Raw genomic sequence first — 20,941 nt, forward strand, 5'->3', positions numbered from 1 at the left:
TTCCCGTGTGGTGAACCGTTTCGCGGGAGCGGCCCGGGGCCGTGCGCGCAACGGGGAAGAGCCAGGCCCCGAGGGGCCGCCGTACTAGCAGAGGAAGTCGGCGTCGCCGGCCTTCACGCTCGCGAGGAAGCGGGCCACTTCACGCGGCGTGAGGATCAGCGCGGGCCCGCCGGGGTCGGTCGACTGGCGGAAGGCCACCCGCCCGTCGACGAGCTTCTTCGCCTCGAGGCAGGCGCCTCCGGCGTCATCGCTCCAGGGCTTGCGCCAACCGTGGGCGCCGAGCTCCCGGGAAGGCATGCCGTTGCGTATGGGGTGCACTCACAGCTCCTTACGGATCGCGCCGAGCAGGGCTTCGGTCTTCCGGGCGGGCGCCGCCTGGGCGCCCAATCGGTCCAGGGCCTCGCGGTAGACCACCACGTCGTCGCCCTTGTCGAGGTAGACGGCTCCGACCAGGCCGTTGACGTAGACGATGTCCGGCAGCTCCGGGGCCTTGAACCGGAAGATGTGGAACGCTCCCGCCCGCATGGCCGGGTGGGGGCCGTTCTTGAAGGGCATGATCTGCAAGGTCACGTGGGGTTGCGCCGTCACCGCGATCAGATGGTCGATCTGTGCGCGCATCACGGCGCTGCCGCCGACCGGCCAGCGCAGCACGGTCTCGTCCATCACGACCCACAGGTGCGGGGGAGCGGCGCGGGTCAGCAGGTCCTGACGCTCCATGCGCAGGGCGACCTGGCGTTCCGTGACCTCGGCCGCGGCGTGCGGATTGCCCGCGCTCAGCAGCGCGCGGGCGTAGTCCTCCGTCTGCAGCAGGCCGTGGACGAACTGCGACTCGTAGGCGCGGATCTGGTGGGCGGCCTGCTCCAGGCTGAGGTAGGCGGCGAACCAGTCGGGCATCACGTCGCGGTACGAGTGCCACCAGCCGCGCTGGTTGGCCTCGCGGACCGACTGCAGGAAGGTGTCGATCTCGCGCTGGTCCGCGACGCCGTACGTCCGCAGCAGCTTCTCGACGTCGGAGAGGCGCAGCCGCGCCACCTTGGCGGCTTCCAGGCGGCGGATCGTCGAGTGGCTGACGCCGATGGTCTCGCCCGCCTGCTCGTACGTCAGACCGGCGCGCGTCCGCAGGACCTCGAGCCGCTTGCCGAGGATCATGCGCAGGACCGAGGGGGCGCCGCCCCACGCGGTTTGCGCTGCCATGCCCCACCTCCCCGCACCTGTACGCGGTCGCGCCCGCGCAGGGCGTCTCACCGGTGCCTCGATCGCAGTCTGTCACGATCATCGGCCGATGTGAGCAGCTTGCGCGTGACGAATTGAAAATTTCAACTCAGCGGTTGCAGTCCGCTCTTCACAGATGTCACAGTGGATGTGCTGTCAGGAACATCAAGAGCCCGTGATGATCACGGAGTTGACGGTCCGTCATGACAGAACGGGCCCGGCCGGGCCCAGGCCATGACTCGCCTGCGGCGGTGCCGATCCGGCGCCACCGCCCCGGCGGCCCGACGGCGGGCGGAGGGCGAGCACGTACGCGTCGTCACGCCGAGGTGCGTGGCCGACACCGTCGGTGAGGCGACGGCGAACGAAAGGCGACCCACGTGGTTTCCCCCACCCACCCCACGCCTTCGGATCTCGTGCCCGGGCCCCTGCCCGCGCACCGGTCGACCGTGTTCCGTTTACCGGCCGTCGCGGCCTCCGTACGGGCTGCACGCATACACGTACGCGAGCGGATGGCGGAGTGGAGCCTCGCCCCGGAAGTCGGCGACGACGCCGTCCTGTTGATCTCCGAGCTCGTCACCAACGCGATCGCGCACGCCTTCGGCGACCACGTGGTGTGCCGGTTGTGCGTGACCGGACAGCGGCTCCGCATCGAGGTCGAGGACCAGGCCCGGGGGGACACGGTGCCCGCGCAGCGCCCACCGGACCTCGACAGGGAGAGCGGGCGCGGCCTCGCGCTGGTGGACGCGCTGGCGCAGGACTGGGGCGTCACGCCGACCGGCGGCGGTTCCGGCCAGATCGTCTGGGCCGAGCTGTCGCCGGTGGCACCGGACTTCGGCGGCGCGGACGGCTGAGGGGCTTGCGGACGTCCGGGGGCACCGCGGACGCCTGAGCGGTGCTTTCGGTACCGGCACGTGCCTGACAGGCGCGTGCCGGTACCCCTAGGTTTTCCCCGTGGACGCGCTCACGTGGATCTCGGCGGCCGTGGCGTTGGCCAGTGCCGCGACGACGGCGTTCCTGGGCTACTGGCAGCAGCGCCGCACAGCCGCGGCCGAGCGGCTCAACTACATGAACCAGTACGGGGCGTCGCTCGCCTGGGCGGCCTTCGACCTCCAGAGCCGCCTGTACAACGTCCTCCGCGGCAGATACCTGGCCTTCTTCCTGCTCCAGGGCACCGAGCAGGACGCGGAGCTGGCCCGGCGCAGCACCGTCTACGTCCTCGCCGAATACCTGGGCTGGGTCGAAATCCTGCGGCGGGACGTCCAGTTCCTCGACCTCGGTGGCAGCGGCCCCAACCGCCGCGTCATGCACCAGCTGTCCCGGATCGCCGAGACCCTCAACAGGTCCACCGCCCACCACGACGAGCTGCGCCTGTTCCGGATCCAGCAGCGTGCCATCGGCAGCGTCATGATCCACCCCGACAGCGAACCGGGCCGCAGGCGCTGCCTCGACTACGCGGAGTTCTGCGAACGCCTCGACGCCGACGAGCGCTTCAGGGCGTGGTTCACCGCGGCGCTGGCCGACGTGGACACGATCGCCGCGGACGGCGCGCCCTCCGCGCCGCGCCTCCGGGCGTTACAGCGCCAGCTGGTCGAACTCGTCGACCTGCTCGACCCGGACGGCGTACGGTTTCCGCAGTTCCACCTCCAGAGGATCGCGGACGCCGAGGAGGGCGCGGCCCCTTCGGACGTCTGGTGACCGGCTCACACCGGCATGGCGCACCTGAACACCTGCCGCGAGCCGCCCTCCGGCCCCGGCTCCGCGGCCTCGGCCGGGGTGAAGCCGAGGCGGGCGTAGAAGTCGCGCGCACCGCTGGTGACGGCGCCCGGGTGGTCGGCCCCGAAGGTGATCACCTCGACGGTGCCCGGCCCGGGGCCGAACCTGCGCCCGGCCTCCGCCATCAGCGCCTGCCCCACGCCCTGGCCGCGGGCCTCCGTGGAGACGACGAGCCAGTGGACGTGGTACGTCGGGGCACTTCCGCCGAACAGGAGCCCGCCCAGCAGGCCCGTTCCCGAGGGCGCGGGGACGGCCAGGGCCGAGGAGTCGCCGATGTGTTCCCGCACGGCACGGTGGAAGCCGGGCTCCTCCACCATCGGGCCGAACCAGTGCTCCACCTGGGCCGCCAGGCTCAGGAAGCCGGGGAAGTCGTTCTCAGTCGCGAGTCTGACGATCATCGGGACAGTGTCACAGGCGCGCGGGCGCCCCGTGCCCGTGGGGGGCTCAGTTGTCGAGCAGTCGCCACGCCGTGAGGGCGAGGGTGGCGCGGATCAGGCCCGCGGGCGTGGTGAGTTCGATGTCCAGGGCCTTGCCGATCAGATCGAGCCGACGGGCGACGCTGCTGTGGTGCAGATGGAGCCGGTCGGCGGCGCGGCGCAGCGAGCCCGTGGCGCAGTAGGCCTCCAGCGTCTCCAAGTCCTCGGGGGCGTCGGCGACGAGGCCGATCGCGGTCACGTCCGCATTGTCGCGCGCGGCGTCCCGCGGCACCTGCGCGAGGAGCGCGAGCGCGCCGAGGCCGTCGTAGTGGACGACTGGCCTCCGCTCGGTGGCGAAGCGCAGTGCCGTCCGGGCCTCGCCCCAGGACCGTTCGGGGCTGTCGGCGGTGCCGATGCCCGCGCGCACGCCCGCCGGGAAGCGGTCCACGGCCACGGCGCCGGCCAGGACGACGCCCACGTCACCGAGCGGGGCCGCCTTCACCGGGCGGTCCGGGCAGAGCGCGGCGCTGATCCGGTCGAGCGGAACGGACGAGCGTACGGCGACGACGCGCAGCGGCACACCGGTGGCGAACCCCAGCAGGCGCAGCGCGCGGGCCCTGGCCGCCGCGTCGCTGTCGCCGCTGATGGCGAGCTCGACGAGGGCGGGGTCGGCCATGGTGGTACGGGCCGGACCGTACCGCTCGACCACCGCCGCGGCGGCGATGGCGAGCCGGTCGAGGAGCACCTCGTCCAGCGGCCCTGCCGGTCCGGTGCGCTCCAGCCACACCGCGCCGATCTCCTCGTCGTCGAGCGTGATCGGCGCCGTGGAGGACGCCGTCGGCGCCGGGCCGGTCGCCTCGGTGCCGTCGGGCGAGAAGCGGATCGGCCGCCCAGCGCCGTGCAGCCGGATCCCGGCCGCGCACTCGGCGAGGCCCGCGGACGCCCGGGCGAGCGCCGGGAGGTCGACCCGCCGCCGCATCAGCGTGTCGTAGAACATGACGACGCGGATCGCGCCCTCGACATGCGAATCCAGCTGCGAAAGACGTGCGGCCAGTGCCTCCATGAAACAGGAGAATAAGCGCCGGTCGGCGCACAGCCCCCGACGGAGCGGGTGCCGCATCCAGCGGGCGGCGGCTCCGAGTTCGGCGGCCGTACGGCCCGCTGAGGGCAAGGATCGCGGCACGGGCGGCGCGACCAGGCCATTCTCGCCCTGGAGGGAGGACCGGGACGACCGGAGATCGTAAGATCAACTTCCGGTGAGTGGCATACGGGATTCCGGCGAGGGGCAGTGCGATACCCGATGATCTACGACGGGCGCACGCGCTCAACACGCGGCAGACGAGCGGTCGCTGAGCGCTGCCGGAGCCTGACCGAGGCCCGCTGGTTCGGCCTGGCGGTCTTCGTCCTCATCCTCACCAACGCCGCCGTCCTGGGCGTGGAGACGTACACCGGGGTCGTGCACCGCTGGCACGAGGAGCTGAAGCTCGTCGAGCACGGCTTCCTGGTGCTGTTCACCGCGGAGGTCCTTCTGCGGCTCGGCGCGCACGCCGACCGGCCCCGCGACTTCTTCCGCGACCCGTGGAACCTCTTCGACCTCGCCGTCGTCCTCTGCGCCTTCCTGCCGTTCGCGCGCGAGAACACCACGGTGCTGCGGCTGCTGCGCCTGGCCCGCGTCCTGCGCACCGCCCGGTTCCTGCCCCAACTGCGCATCGTGCTGGTCGCGGTGGGCCGCAGCCTGCCCGGCACGGTGAGCTTCCTGCTCGTCGGCACCCTCGTGCTCTACGTGTACGCGATGGTCGGCTGGGTCTTCTTCGCCGACGCCGACCCCGAACACTTCGGCTCCATCGGCCGGGCCGTGCTCACCCTGTTCCTCCTGATGACCCTCGACGGCCTCGGCGACGCGGTCCGCGCGGGCCTGGAGATCTCCCGCTGGAGCATCGTCTACTACGCGACGTACGTCCTGATCGCTTCCTTCGTCCTGGTCAACGTCCTCATCGGAGTGGTGATCACCTCCCTCGACGAGGCGCGCACGATGGAGGAGCAGCACGAGGCACGGCAGCGGCGGGACGGAGACGCGCCACCGGGCGAGGCAGCGGACGCCGAGCACGAGCTGCGCGCCCGCATCGCCACCGCGCGCCGGGCGCTGGACGAACTGGAGGAGAGCCTTCAACGCCTGCCGGGGGTGCGCCGCTGAATCCGTACGGGATTCACGCCGGTTGCGGCACGACGGCGACCGGGCAGGCGGAGTGGTGCAGAAGCGTGTGGGCGGCCCGGCCGAGGTGCGGTCCGTGCCCTCGCCGGGCTCCGACGACGAGCAGGTCGGCACGGGCCGAGGCGTCGAGGAGCGCCGGATGCGAGGCGCCTTCGACGACTTGCTCCAGCACGTGGACGGAGGGGTGGTCGGCCACGGCGTCGCGCACGGCTGCGGCGAGACCGTCCGCCGCGCGCCGCTCATGGCCGTCGGCGTGCTCCCCGGCCCGGTGACCGGCGGCGCCGGTCCCGTACAGCGGACGGCGCCACACCCGTACGGCCTCCAGGACGACGTGCCGCCGCTCGGCCTCGTCGACGGCGAACCGGACGGCTGCCGCCGAAAGGCCCTCCTCGCCGACGCCGACCACCACGCGCTGCCGCGTCCCGGCCCTGGCCTGGTTGTCGTGGCGGCCACGCAGCACGATCACCGGGCAGTCGGACCGGGCGGCGACGCCGAGGCTGACCGAGCCGAGCAGCAGTTCCACGATGCGGCCGCGGCCGCGCGAGGCCGTCACCAGCGCGACCGCGTCGCGGCCCTCGCGCAGGAGCGCCTGGATCGGGTCCTCGGCACTGATCCGGACGGAGAGCTTGAGGTTCTCGTCGCGCCGCTGCGCCCGCCGCGCGGCGACGCCGACGACGGTGTCGGCCAGCTCCTTGGCCGACGGCTCGCCCCGTGCGTCCGCGAGCGTGAGGTCGCTCCCGCCCTCCCGCGACGCGGCGTGCACGAGGCGCAGCGGTACTCCGCGCACGGCGGCCTCGTCGGCGGCCCAGTCGACGGCACGCAGGCTGTGCTCGGACCCGTCGATGCCTACGACGAGGGGGAGTTCCATGCACCTCACCTCTTCCGAGGACGCTCAGTGGTGCGTTCCTGTGGGCATCGAGCGGTGCGGAACGGCCTCCGAGGCGCTGACGGGACGACACCTCGCCGGGCCCCTTCTCGTGACAGTGTCGCGTGTCATGCGCCATCGGGACAGGGGGCGCGGGTCCCGGCAGGAGGGGGCGACGCGCGGGCGCCATCCACCAGAGCGGTCAGGAGTCGTCGGAACGGGCGCGGGTCCGGCACTCTGCCTTGTGGCACACCCACAGGTCGTAGCGGAACTCGTCGCCGCCGAGGTGCACTGTCCGGCACTGATACGCGGTCCAGTACCGGGGGACGCCGGCGGCTCCCGCGTGACCGCACCAGGCGTACCGGTAGTAGCCGGCCTCGAACTCCCAGTCCGGTCGCTGCCGCGCGCCCGCCGGGTCTGGGGTGCTCCTGGTGACGGGTTCACCCTTGTAGATCCACAGCCGCCAGCGGTAACCGATCTCCCACCACTCGTGGCGGCAGGTGAAGAAGAACCGCTGGGTCCGGCCCGCGGCGGTGCATTCGGCCTCCGTGTCGAAGACTCCCGCGCTCTCCCAGGAGGTGGGCGGCGGCGGATCGTCCTGAGCGGTTCGGTTCGTGGCGGCGGTGGCGGGGGCGGCGGTGGCGGGGGTGGCGGCGAACGCGGGAGCGCCCACCATCACGGCGAGGGAGAGAGAGACCAGGGAGAGGGCGTTGCGCAGCATCAGGACCTCTGGCTCGGGTACGGCGCCGACAGAAGGGCGGCCACCTGGCGCGGCCGCATGCGCACGATAGGTCTCAGATGATCCTTGAGGGCCGCTTTGCGGTTTTATGGGCGCGTTCTGGCCGTTCCGGGCCGAGGCGACCGCGACGACCGCGGTGCGGCCTCCACGCGCTGCGGAACGTCGGCGAACGCGTGGATCGCTGTGGGCGGGCAGGGGGAGACATACGGTGTCACGAGTCACGCCGCTCCGCCAAGATGCTCAGATTCCGTACGCCGGTCACGCACGGTGCTGCGGCCCGCGCGGCGCGGTGGGACGCTTTCGGCAGGCAGCGTACCCACGGCTGTCCAGGGGGATGCGATGCGGACAAGGCGACGCCTCAGGGGTGCGGGCGCGGTGGGCCTCGTGGTGGCTCTCGTGGTCTGCGGCGCGGCGGGCTGTGGCGGTGGCGGCCGGACCCCGTCGGATCAGCGGGGCGGCACCGACGGACCGGCGTCCCCGCTCACCTCGGCGCGGTCCGGCGGTTCGAGCGCGGACGCGCCCGGAGACCGGGGCGGTGGCACCGGCGACCACGGCGCGGACGGAGACGGGGACGGCGGGGGAGCGGGCGGCGGCGACGGCCGTGAGGGCGGCGAAGGCGGGGACGACATCCCGCCGGCCTCCGCGCCCCCCGTCGCGCCCGGCGAAGGTGAGATCAGCGGTATCGGGGTGTACCCCGGCGGCGACATCGGCGGCGTCGACAGCAGCAGCCCCTCCGTCGACGGGACGACCGGGAGCACCTCCAGCTCGCCGCCGCAGCCGTGCGGCGACCCCGGCGGCGGGGGCGGTTCGTGCGCCCCGTCGGCCGCGCCCGGATCGTCCGCGATGGCGCCACCCACCGCGGGCGAAGGATCCTGAAGAGGGCTCCTGACGGCGGGCCTTGAGGCGTCGCGTGTGCCCTCGTCGGGATGCCGGGCCGCAGAGGTGGTCGGCCCGGGGACTTTGCCCCCGGCACGTTTGGAGATGCACGTCGATTGCTGGATAGAGTTGTTCCCTCTTGATTCATCACCGCTGGTCGAGGGGGCGAACGGCGGTCGGTGGACGACTGACGTCCTGGGGAGGGCTTGCCGCGCATGAGTCGTCGCTCTAGTGGTCTGGTCGGTGTCTGGGCCGAGGCGCAGCGCCAGCAACAGCGCCAGAGGGAAGCCGAAGCCAGGCTGCGAAGGGAGCGGGAGCGGGAGGCTCGTGCCCAGCAGCGCCAACAGGCCCGCGACTACCGGGAGTACCGCCAGGCGGAGGCCAGGCGGCGGACGGAGGAGCTGGACGCCCAAGTCGAGGCGCTCCAGGGGCTGTTGGCGTCAGGGTGTCGCGGGCCCGCCTTCAGGGCGGCCGTGCTCCTGCGGGCCGAGGAGGTCGAGCCGTTCTCGCCGGGGCACCTGGCCGTGCCGGTCGCCATGCCGGACCCGAACCAGTACCAGGCCCAGGGCGGTTGGACGGCGAGCCGCCGCGCGCAGGCGCAGGCCGAGGCGCGGGCCAGGTTCGAACACGACTGGCAGGCCGCACAGGCGGCGGAGACCCAGCGCCAACAGCAACTCGCGGCGCTCCACCACCAGTACGCGCAGTGGGCGGAGAGCCAGCTCGCGGAGGTGCGCGGCTACAACGCGAGCATCGCCGAGGTGTCCGCGGGAGTGCGCCGCGGTGACCCCGAGTCCGTGGTGGAGTACTTCTCCGCCGCCCTCTACGCCTCCACCGCCTGGCCCGAGAGCTTCCCGCGCCGGATCTCCGCGGCCTACGATCCGGCGGCACGACAGCTGGTCCTCGACTGGGAGCTCCCGGGCTTCGGCGTCGTCCCCGAGACGAAGTCCGTGCGGTTCATGGTCACCGCCGACGAGGAGAAGGAAACACCGCGCCCGGTGACCCAGCGCCGGTCCCTGTACCGCGACGTCCTCGCGCAGTGCTTGCTGCTCGTCCTGCACGACCTCTTCGCCGCGGACGAGCACGGAGCCCTGGAGTCGGTGGCCCTGAACGGATTCGTGGACGACCACGACCCGGCCACGGGCAGGCAGACCGAGATCTTCCTGGCCACCGTCATGGCGCCGCGCTCCACGTTCACGCAGATGCGTCTGGAACAGGTGGACGCGGTGAGCTGCCTGGCCGACGGGCTGAGGGGCCAGCTGACGGCACGGCCGGACCAGCTGGTGCCCGTGCGCCTCGGACGCCGGCCCCACGACGTGGGCAACCACGTCGTGACCCACGGTGGTGACGGCGACGAACCGGATCTGTACGACATGGATCCGATCGTGTTCGAGTCGCTCGTCGCGGACCTCTTCCGCGCCATGGGCATGCAGGCCGTGATGACGCAGCGCTCGAACGACGGCGGTGTGGACGTCGATGCCCTGGACCCCGCCCCGATCCGCGGCGGCAAGATCGTCGTGCAGGTGAAGCGCTACCGCAACACCGTGCCGCCCACGGCGGTGCGCGACTTGTACGGCACCGTCCAGGACCAGGGCGCCAACAAGGGCGTGCTGGTCACCACGTCGGGATTCGGGCCCGGCTCCCACACCTTCGCCAACGGCAAGCCCCTGGAGCTGATATCGGGCAGCGAGCTCGTCGACCTGCTGCACCGGCACGGACTGCACGGCCGCCTCGGCGAGCGCACCGCGCCCGCGCCGCCTCCGGCCCCCGCGCCGCAGACGGAGGACCACAACGTGCTGGGCATGTCCTGGTCCGGCACCGTGGCCCTCGACGTGTGCGCTCTCGTCTGCTCGGGCCACCGCGTCCTCAGCGATGACCACTTCGTGTTCTTCAACAACCCCCGGACGCCGGACGGAGCAGTCCGCGCGCACCCCGCCTCGCCGCCCGACAAGGCCGCCCTCCGCGTCTCCTTCGAAGCGTTGCCGGCAGCGGCGGACCGGCTGGCCCTCGTGGCCGCGATCGACCCCGAGACCAACCCCGACGCGGACCTGTCGGGCTTCACCGACGCCCGCATCCGCCTGCTGGATCCCGCGCTGACCGAACTCGGACAGCTCGAAGTCTCCGACGGCCGCGCGGGCGAGACGGCCCTGGTCCTGGGGTCCTTCCGCCGCCGGGCGAGCGGCGACTGGGACTTCGTCGTGGGAGGCAAGGGATACCCGGGCGGCCTGGAACAGCTGCTTCCGGACTACGGGATCGCCGTGGAGTAGGGCTCCTACGACGGCCCACCCGTGTCCGGTTGCCGCCGCGGGGCCTGATCGCGGCGGCGGCATCCGGCCGCGCCCCACGAGATCCGCCGGGGCTCACGTGGTGCCGACAGGTCCGTCCCATAACCTCGTGCGGGGAGACGTCAGCTCCCACGTGTCACCCCTTGGAGGAGGCGATGGTGCTCGGAAGGGGCATGCGGTTGCTCGTGGGCGCCCTGGTCGTGGCCTGTCTGGTGCTCATCGGCCCCAGCACACCGAGCGGTGCCGTCTTCGGCAGGTCCCAGCCCGTCGAAGCCGTCCGGGACGTCGTACCGAACCGGGTCATGACCTGGAACATCTGCAATCCCTGCGGCGAGAACAACAACGTCGGCCGGGCAGCGGAGATCGCCGCCCACGCACCCCAGGTCATCGGCATGCAAGAAGCGTGCGTGCGGGACGTCGAGAGGATCCGCGACTATCTGGAGGACCTGCACGGGCTCGTCTACCACGTCGAGTACGGTTCGGTTCTCCGCAAGCGCGGCCGCTGCGGAGGATGGCCGTGGAGCCCGGGGGCCTTCGGCCAGGCGATCCTCTCCGCGGCCCCGATGACGGACCGCGTGAACGTGGAGTACCCCGACGGCGGCTCCGAGGACCGCGGGTACATGGCCGTCACCACCCAGGTGGGCGGCAAGTCCGTCCGGGTCTTCAACACGCACCTCGCCCAGCGCAGCCAGGAAGCGGTCCGGGCGGACCAGGCCGGTGTGCTCGCCACGGAGGTGGCCCGGCACCACCGCGCGATCGTCCTCGGTGACTTCAACGCCGTGCCGGGCGCTCCCGAGCTCCGCCGGATGTGGGCACTGGCCACGGACACGGATCCCCAGTGCCACCCCTCGCTGGTCGGCGCCTGCAAGCCGACCACCGACTGGAACCTCAAGTTCGACTACGTCTTCCTCCGCGGCATCGCCCCGCTCACACATCGTGTCCAACCCAGCGCGTACTCGGACCACCACCTGGTGCGGAGCGACCTGGACCTGACCTAGCGCGCCGCCGCGGCCGCGCGTCGGGGCGTGCGGCAGAGGGAGGCGTGAGCGGGGCGTGCGCTGGTAGCGCATGGCCCTGTCCAGTGCGCGGTCGCACCACGCTGCGCCCCCCTGGCCGGAAACGGCTGAGGGCCGGTCGTTCGTCTCAAGAGTGGGAGCCGAGGGGGCGCGGCCGGGGGCCGTGCGGGCGTGGGGGGACACGGCCATGAAGCGGACGGGACGAGTACGGAACTGGCGACCATGGGGGGCGCTCCTGGGGGCGGTGCTCCTGGTCGTCACAGCGGCGATGCCCTGCGTGGCCCTGGTGGGCGGCGATGCGGACCGGGCCGTGGCCGCGGCCGGGACGGACCCCGCGCCGGGGCCGTCGGGCACGGACGCGTCCCCCTCGGGGCCGCAGCCCGATCCACAGCCCACGGACACCGAGACGGGCGACCCGGAGCCACCGCCCGATCCCGTGGACCCCTCACTGGGCCCCCAGGGCGAACGGGTACCACAGGGCGGCATGTTCACGGCGACGGGCAGCGACTTCGACTGCTCCGAGGGGGAGAGCCTCGCGGGCCCGCTGACGTTCACCGTGCAGGGACAGACGCCCGTGAGCGTGACGGTCGACGCCGGCGGGGGCTTCGCGCAGCAGGTCTCCGTGCCGACGAACGCCGCCCCGGGGCGGTACGAGATGACGGCGTTCTGCTCGGCCGTGGCCGACGGACCCACCGCCACGGCCGTGTTCGACGTCGTGGCCGCGGCCCGGCCCGACCCGCGGATCTCCCTGTCGTCCGACGCCGGAGAGCCGGGCGACCACGTGACCGTCACGGGTACGGGCTTCTTGTGTGACGCGGGAGCCGGAGCGGACGTCCTGTGGGACGGGCAGTCCGTCGCGGGCGGCACGCCCTCCGAGAGCGGAGGCTTCACCGTCCCGTTCCACGTCCCGGCCTCCGCCGCGGAAGGGGGCCACGAGGTGACCGCGGCCTGTCGCACCCCGGAAGACGTCCGGGCCTCGGCGGCCTACAGGGTGAACCGGCCGGTCACCACGCCGTCGGGCCCGTCGGAGGACCCGCGCGAGGTCACGATCCACATGGCTGGCTACCCGGCCGCCTGCGTCAACGGCGCGATCGTCATCGGCGGGCGCCGACTGGACACCTGGCTGGACTCCGACTCGACCGAGGGCACGGCCGAGCGGGGCCGCTGGGAGCTGATCGACCTCCACGCCCGGATCCCCGCGGCCATGACGGGCCGCCGCGACGTGGGCCTCGACTGCCCGGGGCGGGCGCGGGAGAAGGCCGGAGAGATCACGCTTCCCGCACGGGACCAGCTGACGGTCTTCCAACTGCCCTTAGGGTCCACCCGGTTCCCGGAGGGGAAGACAGGGCCGATCACGCCGACGCCGTCGAACAGCCCCACGCGCAAGCCGGGCGGCGGCTCGGGCACGCCGAACGGAGGCAAGGGCGATCACCACCACGGTGGCTCGGGTTCCCCGCGCGACGATGACGAGAAGGACCCGAAGGACGATGACGGGCACGGCTCGACCAGCAAGGATCCTGACCTCGGGCTCGTCGGTGCCCTGCGCACCCCGGCCGATGTCTCCTGGGCTCTGAAGGACCTGGCCGGATCGGTCGGTATGGCCGCCTGGTTCCTGGTGGTGGTCCTCCTGCTGGAGAGGGCCTTCCCCTCCCAGCTGGCCGACAACGCGCTGAGCCGCTGGTGGCTCCGCCGCCAGGAGCAGAGGCGGGCCCGGTCGCCGCGACTGCCCGGGTGGCTCAGGGCGTGCGGCTTCGCGCTCCTCGGCGGCTCCCTGGCCGTCTGGGCCGACACGGACACCACGGTGGGTCCGGCGACCGCGATCAAGGTCGCCGGTGCGGCCGTAGGGATGCTGGTCATCCTGGTGGCCTACGAAAAGACCAAGGACTCCCTCCAGCACCCGCGCAGGGACGGCGTCCGCTCCGAGCTGCGGGTGGTCCCCGCGGGCCTGCTGCTCGCGGGCCTGATGACGGCGATGTCCCGGTTCCTGGAGTTCCCGGTCCCGTACGTCTACGGCCTGGTCGCGGTCTACATGGCCCTCAGGTCGCCCCGCCGAAGGGCCGACGACCCCGACGACGGTCTGCCCAAGGGGCAGGCGATCCTGATCGGCGGGATCTGCGTACTGGCCGCCGTGGTCCTCATCTGGGTCCTCGGCGCCCCCGTGCTGGAAGCCGCGCAGAAGGAGCACGCCGAACCCGGAAGCATCCGGTACGTGCTCGCCTACGCCGTGGGGCTCGCGGTGGTCGCCGGCATAGAGGTCGTGGTGTTCGGTCTGCTCCCGCTGTCCGGCATGGACGGGCGCAGCCTGAAGGAATGGAGCAAGCCCGCCTGGTACGCCCTCTATCTGGTCGGCCTGACCTTCTTCTTCCACGTCCTGCTGCACAGCCTGCACCCGGGGGTGGGCAGCGAGCTGGCGGTCGACGGGGACCTGCGCTGGTGGACGCTCGGCATAGCCACCGCCCTGTTCCTGGCCTTCGGGGCCCTCTCCATGGCCTTGCGGTGGTACGTGGGGCGTGTCGAGCGGCGGCCCCGGACGGCCTGACGCCGATGGCGCCCGGCGGGCGGGACCGCGGCCCGCCGGGCGCCCGTGCGATCATGGCGTGTCATGACCACAGAGGGGGACCTCACCGAAGGTGAGCACGGGGCGGGCGGTTGGCCCGACACACCCGGTGACACGGCACTCACCATCAAGGTTCCCCAGGCCGATCCGCTGGTCCGGGCCGGGTTCCCCGCCCATGTGACCGTGCTCTACCCGTTCCTGCACGAGAGCCGCCTCGACGCGCCGCTCCAGCGGGAACTCTCCGCGCTCTTCGCCGGGCACGACGCCTTCACCCTGACGTTCGCCGAGTTCGGCCGCTATCCCGGGGTGCTCTATCTGGAGCCGTGGCCGCGCGACCCGGTCCAGGCACTCACCAAGGACCTCACCCAGCGGTGGCCCGAAGCGGTCCCGTACCGGGGGATCTTCGGCGCGGGACTCGATCCGCACTTGACGATCGCCACCAGCGAGGCCCCCGCCGCGCAAGAGGCCGCGTACGACGAGCTGGAGCGCGAACTCGCCCCCTCGCTGCCGCTGGTCTGCCCCGTACGCGCGGTCGAGCTGATCGTGTGGGACGGCGCGTGCTGGCAGAGCCGAGCCCAGTACCGGCTCGGGTGACGGCTCACTGCCCCTTGGGCGCGCGCCCGGTGCGCAGCATGCGCAGGACGGCCCGCTCGGCGGGCCCCTGCGTCGCCGGGATCCCGTACGTGCCGGTGGCACCGAGGCGCGGCAGGACCGCGGCCACGGTGACGCCCTCCTCGTACAACTCGATGACCCGGGGGTTGATGTACGAGGCACGGCAGACGGCCGGAGTGTTGCCGAGGTAGGCGGCGACCTCCTGGACGGACCGGCTGATGGCGCGCTTGCGGGCGGTCTCGCTGTGCGCGGCGCCCTGGGAGACGGCGAGGGCCACGGCCGCCATGACGGTGGCGTGCCAGGTCCTGAAGTCCTTGGCCGTGATCTCCAGACCGGCCAACTCCTTGAGGTAGGCGTTGACTTCCGTGCTGCTGAGCTCGTGCCAGTCGGGACGCTCCCAGTAGACGAACAGCCGGTCACCGCCGCTGCGGCGGTGTGCGAGAGCGCTGAGACTGCGGCACGCGGGCGGGTCGGCGACCGCTTGGACCTGCTCCTTGCCCTGTTTGGAGGGATAGGTGAACACCACCTCGCCGCGCGCGCAGCGGGTGTGCTCGCGCAGCAGGGTGGTGAGGCCGTAGGTGTCGTTCAGATCGGCGTAGCGGTCGCTGCCGATCCGGAAGAACCCCAGGTCGAGAAGGCGTACGGCGGTGGCGAGAACTCTCTGCCGGGTGAGCCCGCGGTCACCCAGGTGTGCTTCCACGGCCTCCCGCACCTTCGGCAGGCGGGCTGCCACGTCGAGGACGTGCTCGTGCTTGGCCCGCTCCTGCTCGGCGCGGAACTGCGGGTGGTACAGATACTGGCGGCGCCCGGCGGCGTCGGTGCCGACGGCCTGGAGATGGCCGTTCGCCTTGGCGCAGATCCAGACGTCCTGCCACGCCGGGGGGATCACCAGTGCCTTGACGCGCGCCAGCTCGGCGCGGTCGCGCACGGGCCGGCCGTGCGGATCGAGATACCGGAAGCCGCGCCCGTGCCGCCGGCGGACGTAGCCCGGCTCGGTGGGGCGGCTGTGGGAGAGGCGCACGCGGACCTCCTGGACCTCGGCGGGCGGCCGTCGGCGCGCTTCAGCCCGCCGCGTTGTCGACGCGCAGACGCACCTGCTCCTCCAGGCGCCGGAGGCTGTCGTCCAGCGCGGCCTCGACGGCCTCCTTGCCCGGGTCGTGGCTCTCGTCGAAGAAGGTGAGGTGCACCGTCGCCTCGCCGGAGCCCCCGTCGACCCCGGTGACCTGGAGCCAACCGGCGTAGCTGTCCTGGTCGCGGGTGCCCCATTCGAGCCGCATCTGCTCGCGTCGCACGCGCAGTTCGGCGGCGGTGTCCTCGTCCGTGCGGTCCTCGTGCACGGTGACGTCGGGAAGGTGCCCGGCCCGCACGTGGAGGGCGCCCGGCAGCCAGCTGTCGAGCCCGTCGACGTTGGCGGCCTGGTCGAAGACGTACTCGGGCGGCGCGGGCATCGTGCGCGAACGCTCGTACTCGGTCATGGCGGTCCCGTCCTCCGGTGGCGGCCGTACGGCGGGCACGAGTACCCGCCGTACGCGGACATGAGCCCCCTGGGGAGCCTCAGTGGCCGAGTGCCCGCTTGAGTTCCTTCTTGTTCATCGACGAGCGGCCCTCGATGTTCTTCTTCTTGGCCTCCTCGTACAGCTGGTCACGGGTGGGGCCCTGGGAGCCGCTGTGCGAGCGCTCGCCGCCGCGCTGGGACGCGGACTTCTTGTCCTGCGTCGAGGTCTTGCTCGCGGTCTTGGACTCGCCGGAGCGCGCCCGCTCCTTGTTGACCGTCCGGGCGGCGATCTCCTTCGCGCGCTTCGTGGACTCCCCGCGCTTCTCCGCGCTCTCCTTGATGTGCTCGTACTGGCGTTCACGCTTCTTGCTGGATCCAGCAGGCATGGGACGACCTCTCTCGGTTCTGTTTGCTGTGCGATGGCGCTCGTGTCCGGTCACTCACTCCGGTCCGCGCGCGGGGCCGCGCTCGGGGACGTAGCGGTTGACGGCCCCTGACCGGGCCCGCGTCGTACGCGCGGACGCGGCGTGCGCGGTGGCGCGGCGCGAGGTGTGGGTGGCTGCTGGCGGACGCATCCCTGGGCATGGGACTCGCTCCTCGGCCTACGCGTGCGTGCGGGGGACATCGCGGCGAGGCCACCGTGCGGCTTCGACAGCAGCCGCAGGCGACAGTGGCGCTGCCGCTTCGCGAACGCGCCTCCTGTCCGAAGCACGCTGGTCGTCTGCCCTTCCACTCTCGGGGCAAACGGACGGGGCCGCCTCCCGAGACGTCGAGGGGCGGCCCCGTGGGACCCCGGTGACACGGGGGTGCAGCCCGCTATCCGAGGCCGCCGCCTCCGAAGCTGCTGCCGCGCCCCTTCCTGTGGTCCTTGGGGTCCTGTGAGGCGCTGGGGTGCGTGCTCGACTGGCCGTAGCCCTCTTTCAGCTCGTGCGGGGTGAGCCAACCGCCGTCGTGAGGCACTTCGTCCGGGTCCCGGTACTCCCGGACCTCCCTGACGGGGCCGTCCTCGGGAAGGTGCGGTTGTTCGTCCGGACGCGGCCGCCTGGCCTCCCGGGCCTGTACGCGGCGGCCCCAGATGAAGGCGGCGATGAGAACGCCGACCACGGCAAGACCGGCAATCCACATCAACAACGCCGTGCCGGAGGAAGCAGCGAGTTCCCACTCCATGGTCTTCATATGAGTGTTGTACCCGCCCCCGTTCGAAAAATAGCCAGTCATGTATGCCTCCTATGTGTCCGGGCGGAAATCCGCTCTCACTTACTAAGTCGCTTCGGAATGGGTATTCACATTCCAGGGGCCGGGTGCCCGGGCCCGCCGGCTTCAGAAGCAGCCCACATGTGCCGGGCGGTATGAAGTTGCGGTCGTCCGGTGCCACCGGGGGCGTCTCAGCCCAGAAAGCGGGAGGCGACACGCAGGTCGGACACGAGCCCCGCGAACGCCTCGTCGCGGTCCTTGGACCGCAGGACCGCCGAGGGATGCACGGTGGCCAGCAGCCGGCGATCGGCGTCGTCGGCGCTGCCGCTCTCCTCCTCGGCGAGCGGCAGATCGGTCCCGGGCGCCAGGGAGAGCAGGGCACCCCGCGATGCGGTCACTTTGAAGGAATTTCCCAGCAGGGATTTCCCGGCGGTCGCACCGAGTGCGACGACCAGTTCCGGGTCCACCCGTTTGATCTCGGCCGCGAGCCAGGGGCGGCACGCGGCCATTTCTCCGAGGCTCGGCGCCTTGTGGATGCGGCGCTTCCTGCCCTCGGTGACGGGCGCGAACTTGAAATGCTTGACCGCGTTGGTGAAGTACGCCTGCTCGGCGTCGATCCCGGCCTCGTCGAGCGCCGAGCGGAGCAGCCGCCCGGCCGGACCCACGAACGGTTCGCCGGCCCGGTCCTCCTGGTCGCCGGGCTGCTCTCCGACCAGCATGAGGCGGGCGCGGGCGGGACCTGCGCCGAACACGGTCTGCGTGGCCTCGGCGTACAGCGGGCAGCCGCGGCAGCCGGCGGCGGCGCGCCGCAGCGCCGGGATCCCGCCCCGCGCGGGCACATAGGGAAGCGCGCTGTCGGCAGCCTGCCCGGTCGAGCGCGGCACGGTGCCCCCTTGGGTCAGCCGAGTGATTCCTCGGGGTGGGCCTGCGTCTGGAGCCGCCAGTACTCGCCCGGGCAGCCCGCGGGGAACGGAGGGAACCGGTGCCCCTTCACATCGGTGCTCCAGTGGTGCCCGGCGCCGCAGTCGCATTCGTAGATCCCGCTGGAGGGCACGATCTCACCGGGATGCCAGGTCGTCTTCTCCTCGCTCATGACTCCAGGTCTACGTCGGGCGCCCGCACTCCGCGACCCGGACGCGGGGGAGCACCGCGATCGCGGCGGGCCGCACGGGCTCAGCGCAGCACGGCCGCCAGCAGGTCCGTGCCCAGGGCCGACAGGTCCGGCACGTTGAGGGCGTGGCGGACGTAGCGGCCGTGCCGTCGGGAGGCGAGCAGGCCCGCGCGGCGCAGCACGGCGAGGTGGCGGGAGACCTCCGGGCGGGAGAGTTCCCAGGCGTGGGCCAGCTCGCCGGTGGTGTGGGGGCCGCGGGCCAGGGTGCGCAGCAGCCGCAGGCGCAGCGGATGGGCGAGGGCGTCGAGGCGCAGGGTGACCGTTTCCAGCGATACGGGCTCCGCCGGGCCCGGCTCGGCCACGGGGTACTGCACCACCGGCTGCCACCCGGGCGCGTGGACCACCACCAGGTGCGGGTTGCCGAAGACGCTGGGGATGAAGGTGACACCCGTGCCGTGGGCGGAGGTCGCCTTGTCCTGGAGCTTGTCCACGACGATGCAGTCGCCGTCCGGTGCCAGGGCGACCGCGCCCGAGGCCGACGCGAGGGCCGCTCCGACGCCCTGGCGCCGCAGCAGGTCGTGCTTGAGGCGCAGATCGGTGGCGAGCCGCACGGCGACACCCGTCCAGGCGGCGTCGAAGAACGCCTCCGCGCACAGTTCGAGGGTGTGGCGCACCCGGGCCCGCACGGCGGCCGGATCCGCCAGCAGCCGCTCCGCGAAGGCCTCCTGCCGCGCGCCGCGGGCCTGGGCCAGGTCCAGGGCCCGCTCGCGCGCGGCCGCGTCGGTGAGGGGCGACGGCGCGGCGGAGCGGACCCGGGTGCTGCCGCACGTGGTGACGAGCGCGGCGGTCACGTACGCCTCGTCGTCGATCCGGTCCACGTCGTCCAGCTCCTCGGCGAGGGTCGGCCGGGGCCGGGCGGGAAGCAGGAAGTCGGCCTGGGAGGAACGCCAGAGGAACTCCGCCTCCCGCAACCGCTCGGCCAGCTCCGGCCGCAGCCCGGCCCAGACGTCCCCGGCCCAGGCGGCGAACTGCGGATGGTGCCCCGGTTCGGCCAGCACGTGCAGCATCGCGGTCAGTTCGGCCAGCGGGGAGGCGGCGAACCGCAGTCGCTCGGGCGGCAGACCGCTGATGTCGATCCTCAGCGTCATCCGCTCATCATCACCGACCTGCCTACGGGCGGCGGCGTCGGTTGACGGACACCGTCAACCGACGAGGTCGGACGGGTCGCCGTCCGCACCGTTGGCGCCATGGCAACCACCACCAAGATCGAGCCCCGCGCCCTCGTCCGGGCCTCAGGCGGTCCGCGTTACGCCGTCGCCCTGGCCGTGGACGCGCTCGGCACCGGCCTGCTGCGGCCCTTCCTCCTGCTCTACGGAGTGACGGTGCTGAAGCTGTCCGCACCGGCCACCGGCATCGCCATGACGGCCGGAGTCGTCGTGGGCCTGGTGTGCATGCCCGGAGTGGGCCGATGGCTGGACCGGGGCGCGCGCAGCACGGTCGTGGCGGCCTCGATGCTGGTACGGGTCCTCGGCGTGGCGCTGCTCCTGGCCACCCCGGCGGGGCACGTGTGGCTGTTCGCGACGGCCGCGCTCGTCCTCGGCGTGGGCAACCAGGCCTGGCCCGCCGCCCACGCGGCGCTCGTGGCCACGGTCGCCCGGGGCCGGGACCGCGACGCGGCCCTCGCGGCGGGCCGGGCCCTGCGCAACGCCGCCCTGGGCGTGGGCGCGCTCATCGCCACCGCGTGCCTCGCGGGCGGCACCGCCGCGCTCCAGGCGCTCGCGGCCGTCACCGGCCTCGCCTACCTCGCCGCGGCGGCCTTGGCGTGGTCGGTGCACCTCCACGCGCGTCCGGCGACCGCCGACGACACGGGCGAGCACGGCGGTCCCGCACCCCGGATGCGTGTGCTCCTCGCCGCCAACGTGATCTACGTCTTCTGCCTCAATGTCCCCGAGATAGCGCTCCCTCTGGTCCTGGTGACGCAGCTGCACGCCTCCCCGGTGTGGTCGGCGGCCATCTTCGTGGCCAACACGGTGCTGGTGGTCACCCTTCAGGTTCCGCTCACCGTCCTGCTGTCCCGCTACTCCCGGCGGGCCGTGCTGGCCGCCGCCGGTGTCGTCCTCGCCGTGTCCTACGTCGGCTTCCTCGCGGCCACGTCCTTCGGGCGCGGCTGGGGTGCCCCGGCCGTCGCCGCGGTCTCCGTGGTCTGCACCCTCGGCGAGATCATCTACGCGGGCAGCGCCACCGCCCTCGTCACCCACCTCGCCCCGGCCCGTGCCCTGGGCCGCGCCCTCGCCCGCTTCGAACTGTCCACGGGCTTCGGCCTCGCCGTCTCCCCGATGGCCCTCACCGCTCTGGCGCCCCACGGCCCGACGGCGCTCTGGGGCAGCCTCACTGCCGCGACCCTCGTCTCGGCCGCGGCCGTCGCCTCGGAGAAGGACCACGGAACGCGCCCGCGGGACCGGGCGAAAGCCGGCTCATGAACCGAGGGGCCACCTCCGGCGCCGTCGGCCCGCGGGCTGGTGCCAGGCTGGCGCCACGGCAGTCCGCAGAGTCTCCGCCACAGCGGTGGCATATGCGGCGC

The 20,941-nt window shown here is 72.7% G+C and carries 23 protein-coding genes; 9 read left to right on the forward strand and 14 right to left on the reverse strand.

Annotated features, from left to right (window positions below; genetic code table 11):
• Window positions 1-84: 84 nt before the first annotated feature.
• Window positions 85-297: a DUF397 domain-containing protein gene (locus MQV74_RS38380; protein ID WP_138967539.1), complete on the reverse strand. Its 213-nt coding sequence runs from the start codon at window positions 295-297 to the stop codon at window positions 85-87.
• Window positions 298-318: 21 nt separating this feature from the next.
• Window positions 319-1,194 carry a helix-turn-helix domain-containing protein gene (locus tag MQV74_RS38385; RefSeq protein WP_242728125.1) on the reverse strand — a complete coding sequence of 292 codons (876 nt, stop codon included), beginning with the start codon at window positions 1,192-1,194 and terminating at the stop codon, window positions 319-321.
• A 395-nt stretch (window positions 1,195-1,589) separates the two neighbouring features.
• On the opposite strand from MQV74_RS38385, the gene MQV74_RS38390 reads away from it, so the two are divergent.
• Both MQV74_RS38390 and MQV74_RS38395 read left to right on the forward strand, forming a co-directional pair.
• Window positions 1,590-2,063 carry an ATP-binding protein gene (locus MQV74_RS38390; RefSeq protein ID WP_242728126.1) on the forward strand — a complete coding sequence of 158 codons (474 nt, stop codon included), beginning with the start codon at window positions 1,590-1,592 and terminating at the stop codon, window positions 2,061-2,063.
• 100 nt (window positions 2,064-2,163) lie between these two features.
• Window positions 2,164-2,907 carry a hypothetical protein gene (locus MQV74_RS38395; protein WP_242728127.1) on the forward strand — a complete coding sequence of 248 codons (744 nt, stop codon included), beginning with the start codon at window positions 2,164-2,166 and terminating at the stop codon, window positions 2,905-2,907.
• 5 nt (window positions 2,908-2,912) lie between these two features.
• On the opposite strand, the gene MQV74_RS38400 is transcribed toward MQV74_RS38395, so the two are convergent.
• Both MQV74_RS38400 and MQV74_RS38405 read right to left on the reverse strand, forming a co-directional pair.
• The gene (locus tag MQV74_RS38400; protein WP_242728128.1) at window positions 2,913-3,383 is read right to left on the reverse strand and encodes a GNAT family N-acetyltransferase; all 471 of its coding nucleotides are present in this window, start codon (window positions 3,381-3,383) and stop codon (window positions 2,913-2,915) included.
• A 46-nt stretch (window positions 3,384-3,429) separates the two neighbouring features.
• Window positions 3,430-4,464, reverse strand: a complete 1,035-nt coding sequence (locus tag MQV74_RS38405) for a PucR family transcriptional regulator (protein WP_242728129.1) — start codon at window positions 4,462-4,464, stop codon at window positions 3,430-3,432.
• A 237-nt stretch (window positions 4,465-4,701) separates the two neighbouring features.
• On the opposite strand from MQV74_RS38405, the gene MQV74_RS38410 reads away from it, so the two are divergent.
• Window positions 4,702-5,595: an ion transporter gene (locus MQV74_RS38410; protein ID WP_242729369.1), complete on the forward strand. Its 894-nt coding sequence runs from the start codon at window positions 4,702-4,704 to the stop codon at window positions 5,593-5,595.
• 13 nt (window positions 5,596-5,608) lie between these two features.
• Here MQV74_RS38410 and MQV74_RS38415 read toward each other — a convergent pair whose 3' ends face one another.
• Both MQV74_RS38415 and MQV74_RS38420 read right to left on the reverse strand, forming a co-directional pair.
• Complete coding sequence (locus tag MQV74_RS38415) at window positions 5,609-6,481, reverse strand: universal stress protein (RefSeq protein ID WP_242728130.1); 873 nt, start codon at window positions 6,479-6,481, stop codon at window positions 5,609-5,611.
• Window positions 6,482-6,680: 199 nt separating this feature from the next.
• Window positions 6,681-7,199, reverse strand: coding sequence for a hypothetical protein (locus tag MQV74_RS38420; protein WP_242728131.1), 519 nt, complete (start codon window positions 7,197-7,199; stop codon window positions 6,681-6,683).
• A gap of 357 nt (window positions 7,200-7,556) precedes the next feature.
• On the opposite strand from MQV74_RS38420, the gene MQV74_RS38425 reads away from it, so the two are divergent.
• The 5 genes from MQV74_RS38425 to MQV74_RS38445 all read left to right on the forward strand — a co-directional run bounded on the left by MQV74_RS38425 (window position 7,557) and on the right by MQV74_RS38445 (window position 14,542).
• Window positions 7,557-8,093, forward strand: a complete 537-nt coding sequence (locus MQV74_RS38425; RefSeq protein WP_242728132.1) for a hypothetical protein — start codon at window positions 7,557-7,559, stop codon at window positions 8,091-8,093.
• A gap of 215 nt (window positions 8,094-8,308) precedes the next feature.
• A complete protein-coding gene (locus tag MQV74_RS38430) occupies window positions 8,309-10,357 on the forward strand; it encodes a restriction endonuclease (RefSeq protein WP_242728133.1) in 2,049 nt (682 codons plus the stop codon).
• A 173-nt stretch (window positions 10,358-10,530) separates the two neighbouring features.
• Complete coding sequence (locus tag MQV74_RS38435; RefSeq protein WP_242728134.1) at window positions 10,531-11,373, forward strand: endonuclease/exonuclease/phosphatase family protein; 843 nt, start codon at window positions 10,531-10,533, stop codon at window positions 11,371-11,373.
• Window positions 11,374-11,578: 205 nt separating this feature from the next.
• Complete coding sequence (locus tag MQV74_RS38440; protein WP_242728135.1) at window positions 11,579-13,930, forward strand: FGLLP motif-containing membrane protein; 2,352 nt, start codon at window positions 11,579-11,581, stop codon at window positions 13,928-13,930.
• Window positions 13,931-13,993: 63 nt separating this feature from the next.
• Window positions 13,994-14,542, forward strand: coding sequence for a 2'-5' RNA ligase family protein (locus MQV74_RS38445; RefSeq protein WP_242728136.1), 549 nt, complete (start codon window positions 13,994-13,996; stop codon window positions 14,540-14,542).
• A gap of 4 nt (window positions 14,543-14,546) precedes the next feature.
• Here MQV74_RS38445 and MQV74_RS38450 read toward each other — a convergent pair whose 3' ends face one another.
• From MQV74_RS38450 to MQV74_RS38480, 8 genes are all read right to left on the reverse strand, one after another.
• On the reverse strand, window positions 14,547-15,581 hold the full coding sequence (locus MQV74_RS38450; RefSeq protein WP_242728137.1) for a DNA topoisomerase IB: 1,035 nt from the start codon (window positions 15,579-15,581) through the stop codon (window positions 14,547-14,549).
• A 40-nt stretch (window positions 15,582-15,621) separates the two neighbouring features.
• Window positions 15,622-16,035, reverse strand: a complete 414-nt coding sequence (locus tag MQV74_RS38455) for an SRPBCC family protein (protein WP_242728138.1) — start codon at window positions 16,033-16,035, stop codon at window positions 15,622-15,624.
• Between the two features lie 79 nt (window positions 16,036-16,114).
• On the reverse strand, window positions 16,115-16,441 hold the full coding sequence (locus MQV74_RS38460) for a plasmid stabilization protein (RefSeq protein ID WP_242728139.1): 327 nt from the start codon (window positions 16,439-16,441) through the stop codon (window positions 16,115-16,117).
• A gap of 54 nt (window positions 16,442-16,495) precedes the next feature.
• Window positions 16,496-16,630, reverse strand: coding sequence for a hypothetical protein (locus MQV74_RS41010; RefSeq protein WP_278194312.1), 135 nt, complete (start codon window positions 16,628-16,630; stop codon window positions 16,496-16,498).
• A 241-nt stretch (window positions 16,631-16,871) separates the two neighbouring features.
• A complete protein-coding gene (locus tag MQV74_RS38465) occupies window positions 16,872-17,273 on the reverse strand; it encodes a DUF6479 family protein (RefSeq protein ID WP_242728140.1) in 402 nt (133 codons plus the stop codon).
• Between the two features lie 167 nt (window positions 17,274-17,440).
• Window positions 17,441-18,133: a UdgX family uracil-DNA binding protein gene (locus tag MQV74_RS38470; protein WP_242728141.1), complete on the reverse strand. Its 693-nt coding sequence runs from the start codon at window positions 18,131-18,133 to the stop codon at window positions 17,441-17,443.
• A gap of 14 nt (window positions 18,134-18,147) precedes the next feature.
• Window positions 18,148-18,342, reverse strand: coding sequence for a hypothetical protein (locus tag MQV74_RS38475; protein ID WP_242728142.1), 195 nt, complete (start codon window positions 18,340-18,342; stop codon window positions 18,148-18,150).
• An 80-nt stretch (window positions 18,343-18,422) separates the two neighbouring features.
• On the reverse strand, window positions 18,423-19,508 hold the full coding sequence (locus tag MQV74_RS38480) for a helix-turn-helix domain-containing protein (RefSeq protein WP_242728143.1): 1,086 nt from the start codon (window positions 19,506-19,508) through the stop codon (window positions 18,423-18,425).
• Window positions 19,509-19,607: 99 nt separating this feature from the next.
• On the opposite strand from MQV74_RS38480, the gene MQV74_RS38485 reads away from it, so the two are divergent.
• Entirely contained in the window at window positions 19,608-20,840 is a 1,233-nt protein-coding gene (locus tag MQV74_RS38485) for an MFS transporter (protein WP_242728144.1), read from the forward strand.
• Window positions 20,841-20,941: the final 101 nt, after the last annotated feature.

Origin of the sequence: Streptomyces sp. AN091965 (genome assembly GCF_022698285.1) — a bacterium.
In the GTDB taxonomy this organism is placed as follows: Bacteria; Actinomycetota; Actinomycetes; order Streptomycetales; family Streptomycetaceae; genus Streptomyces.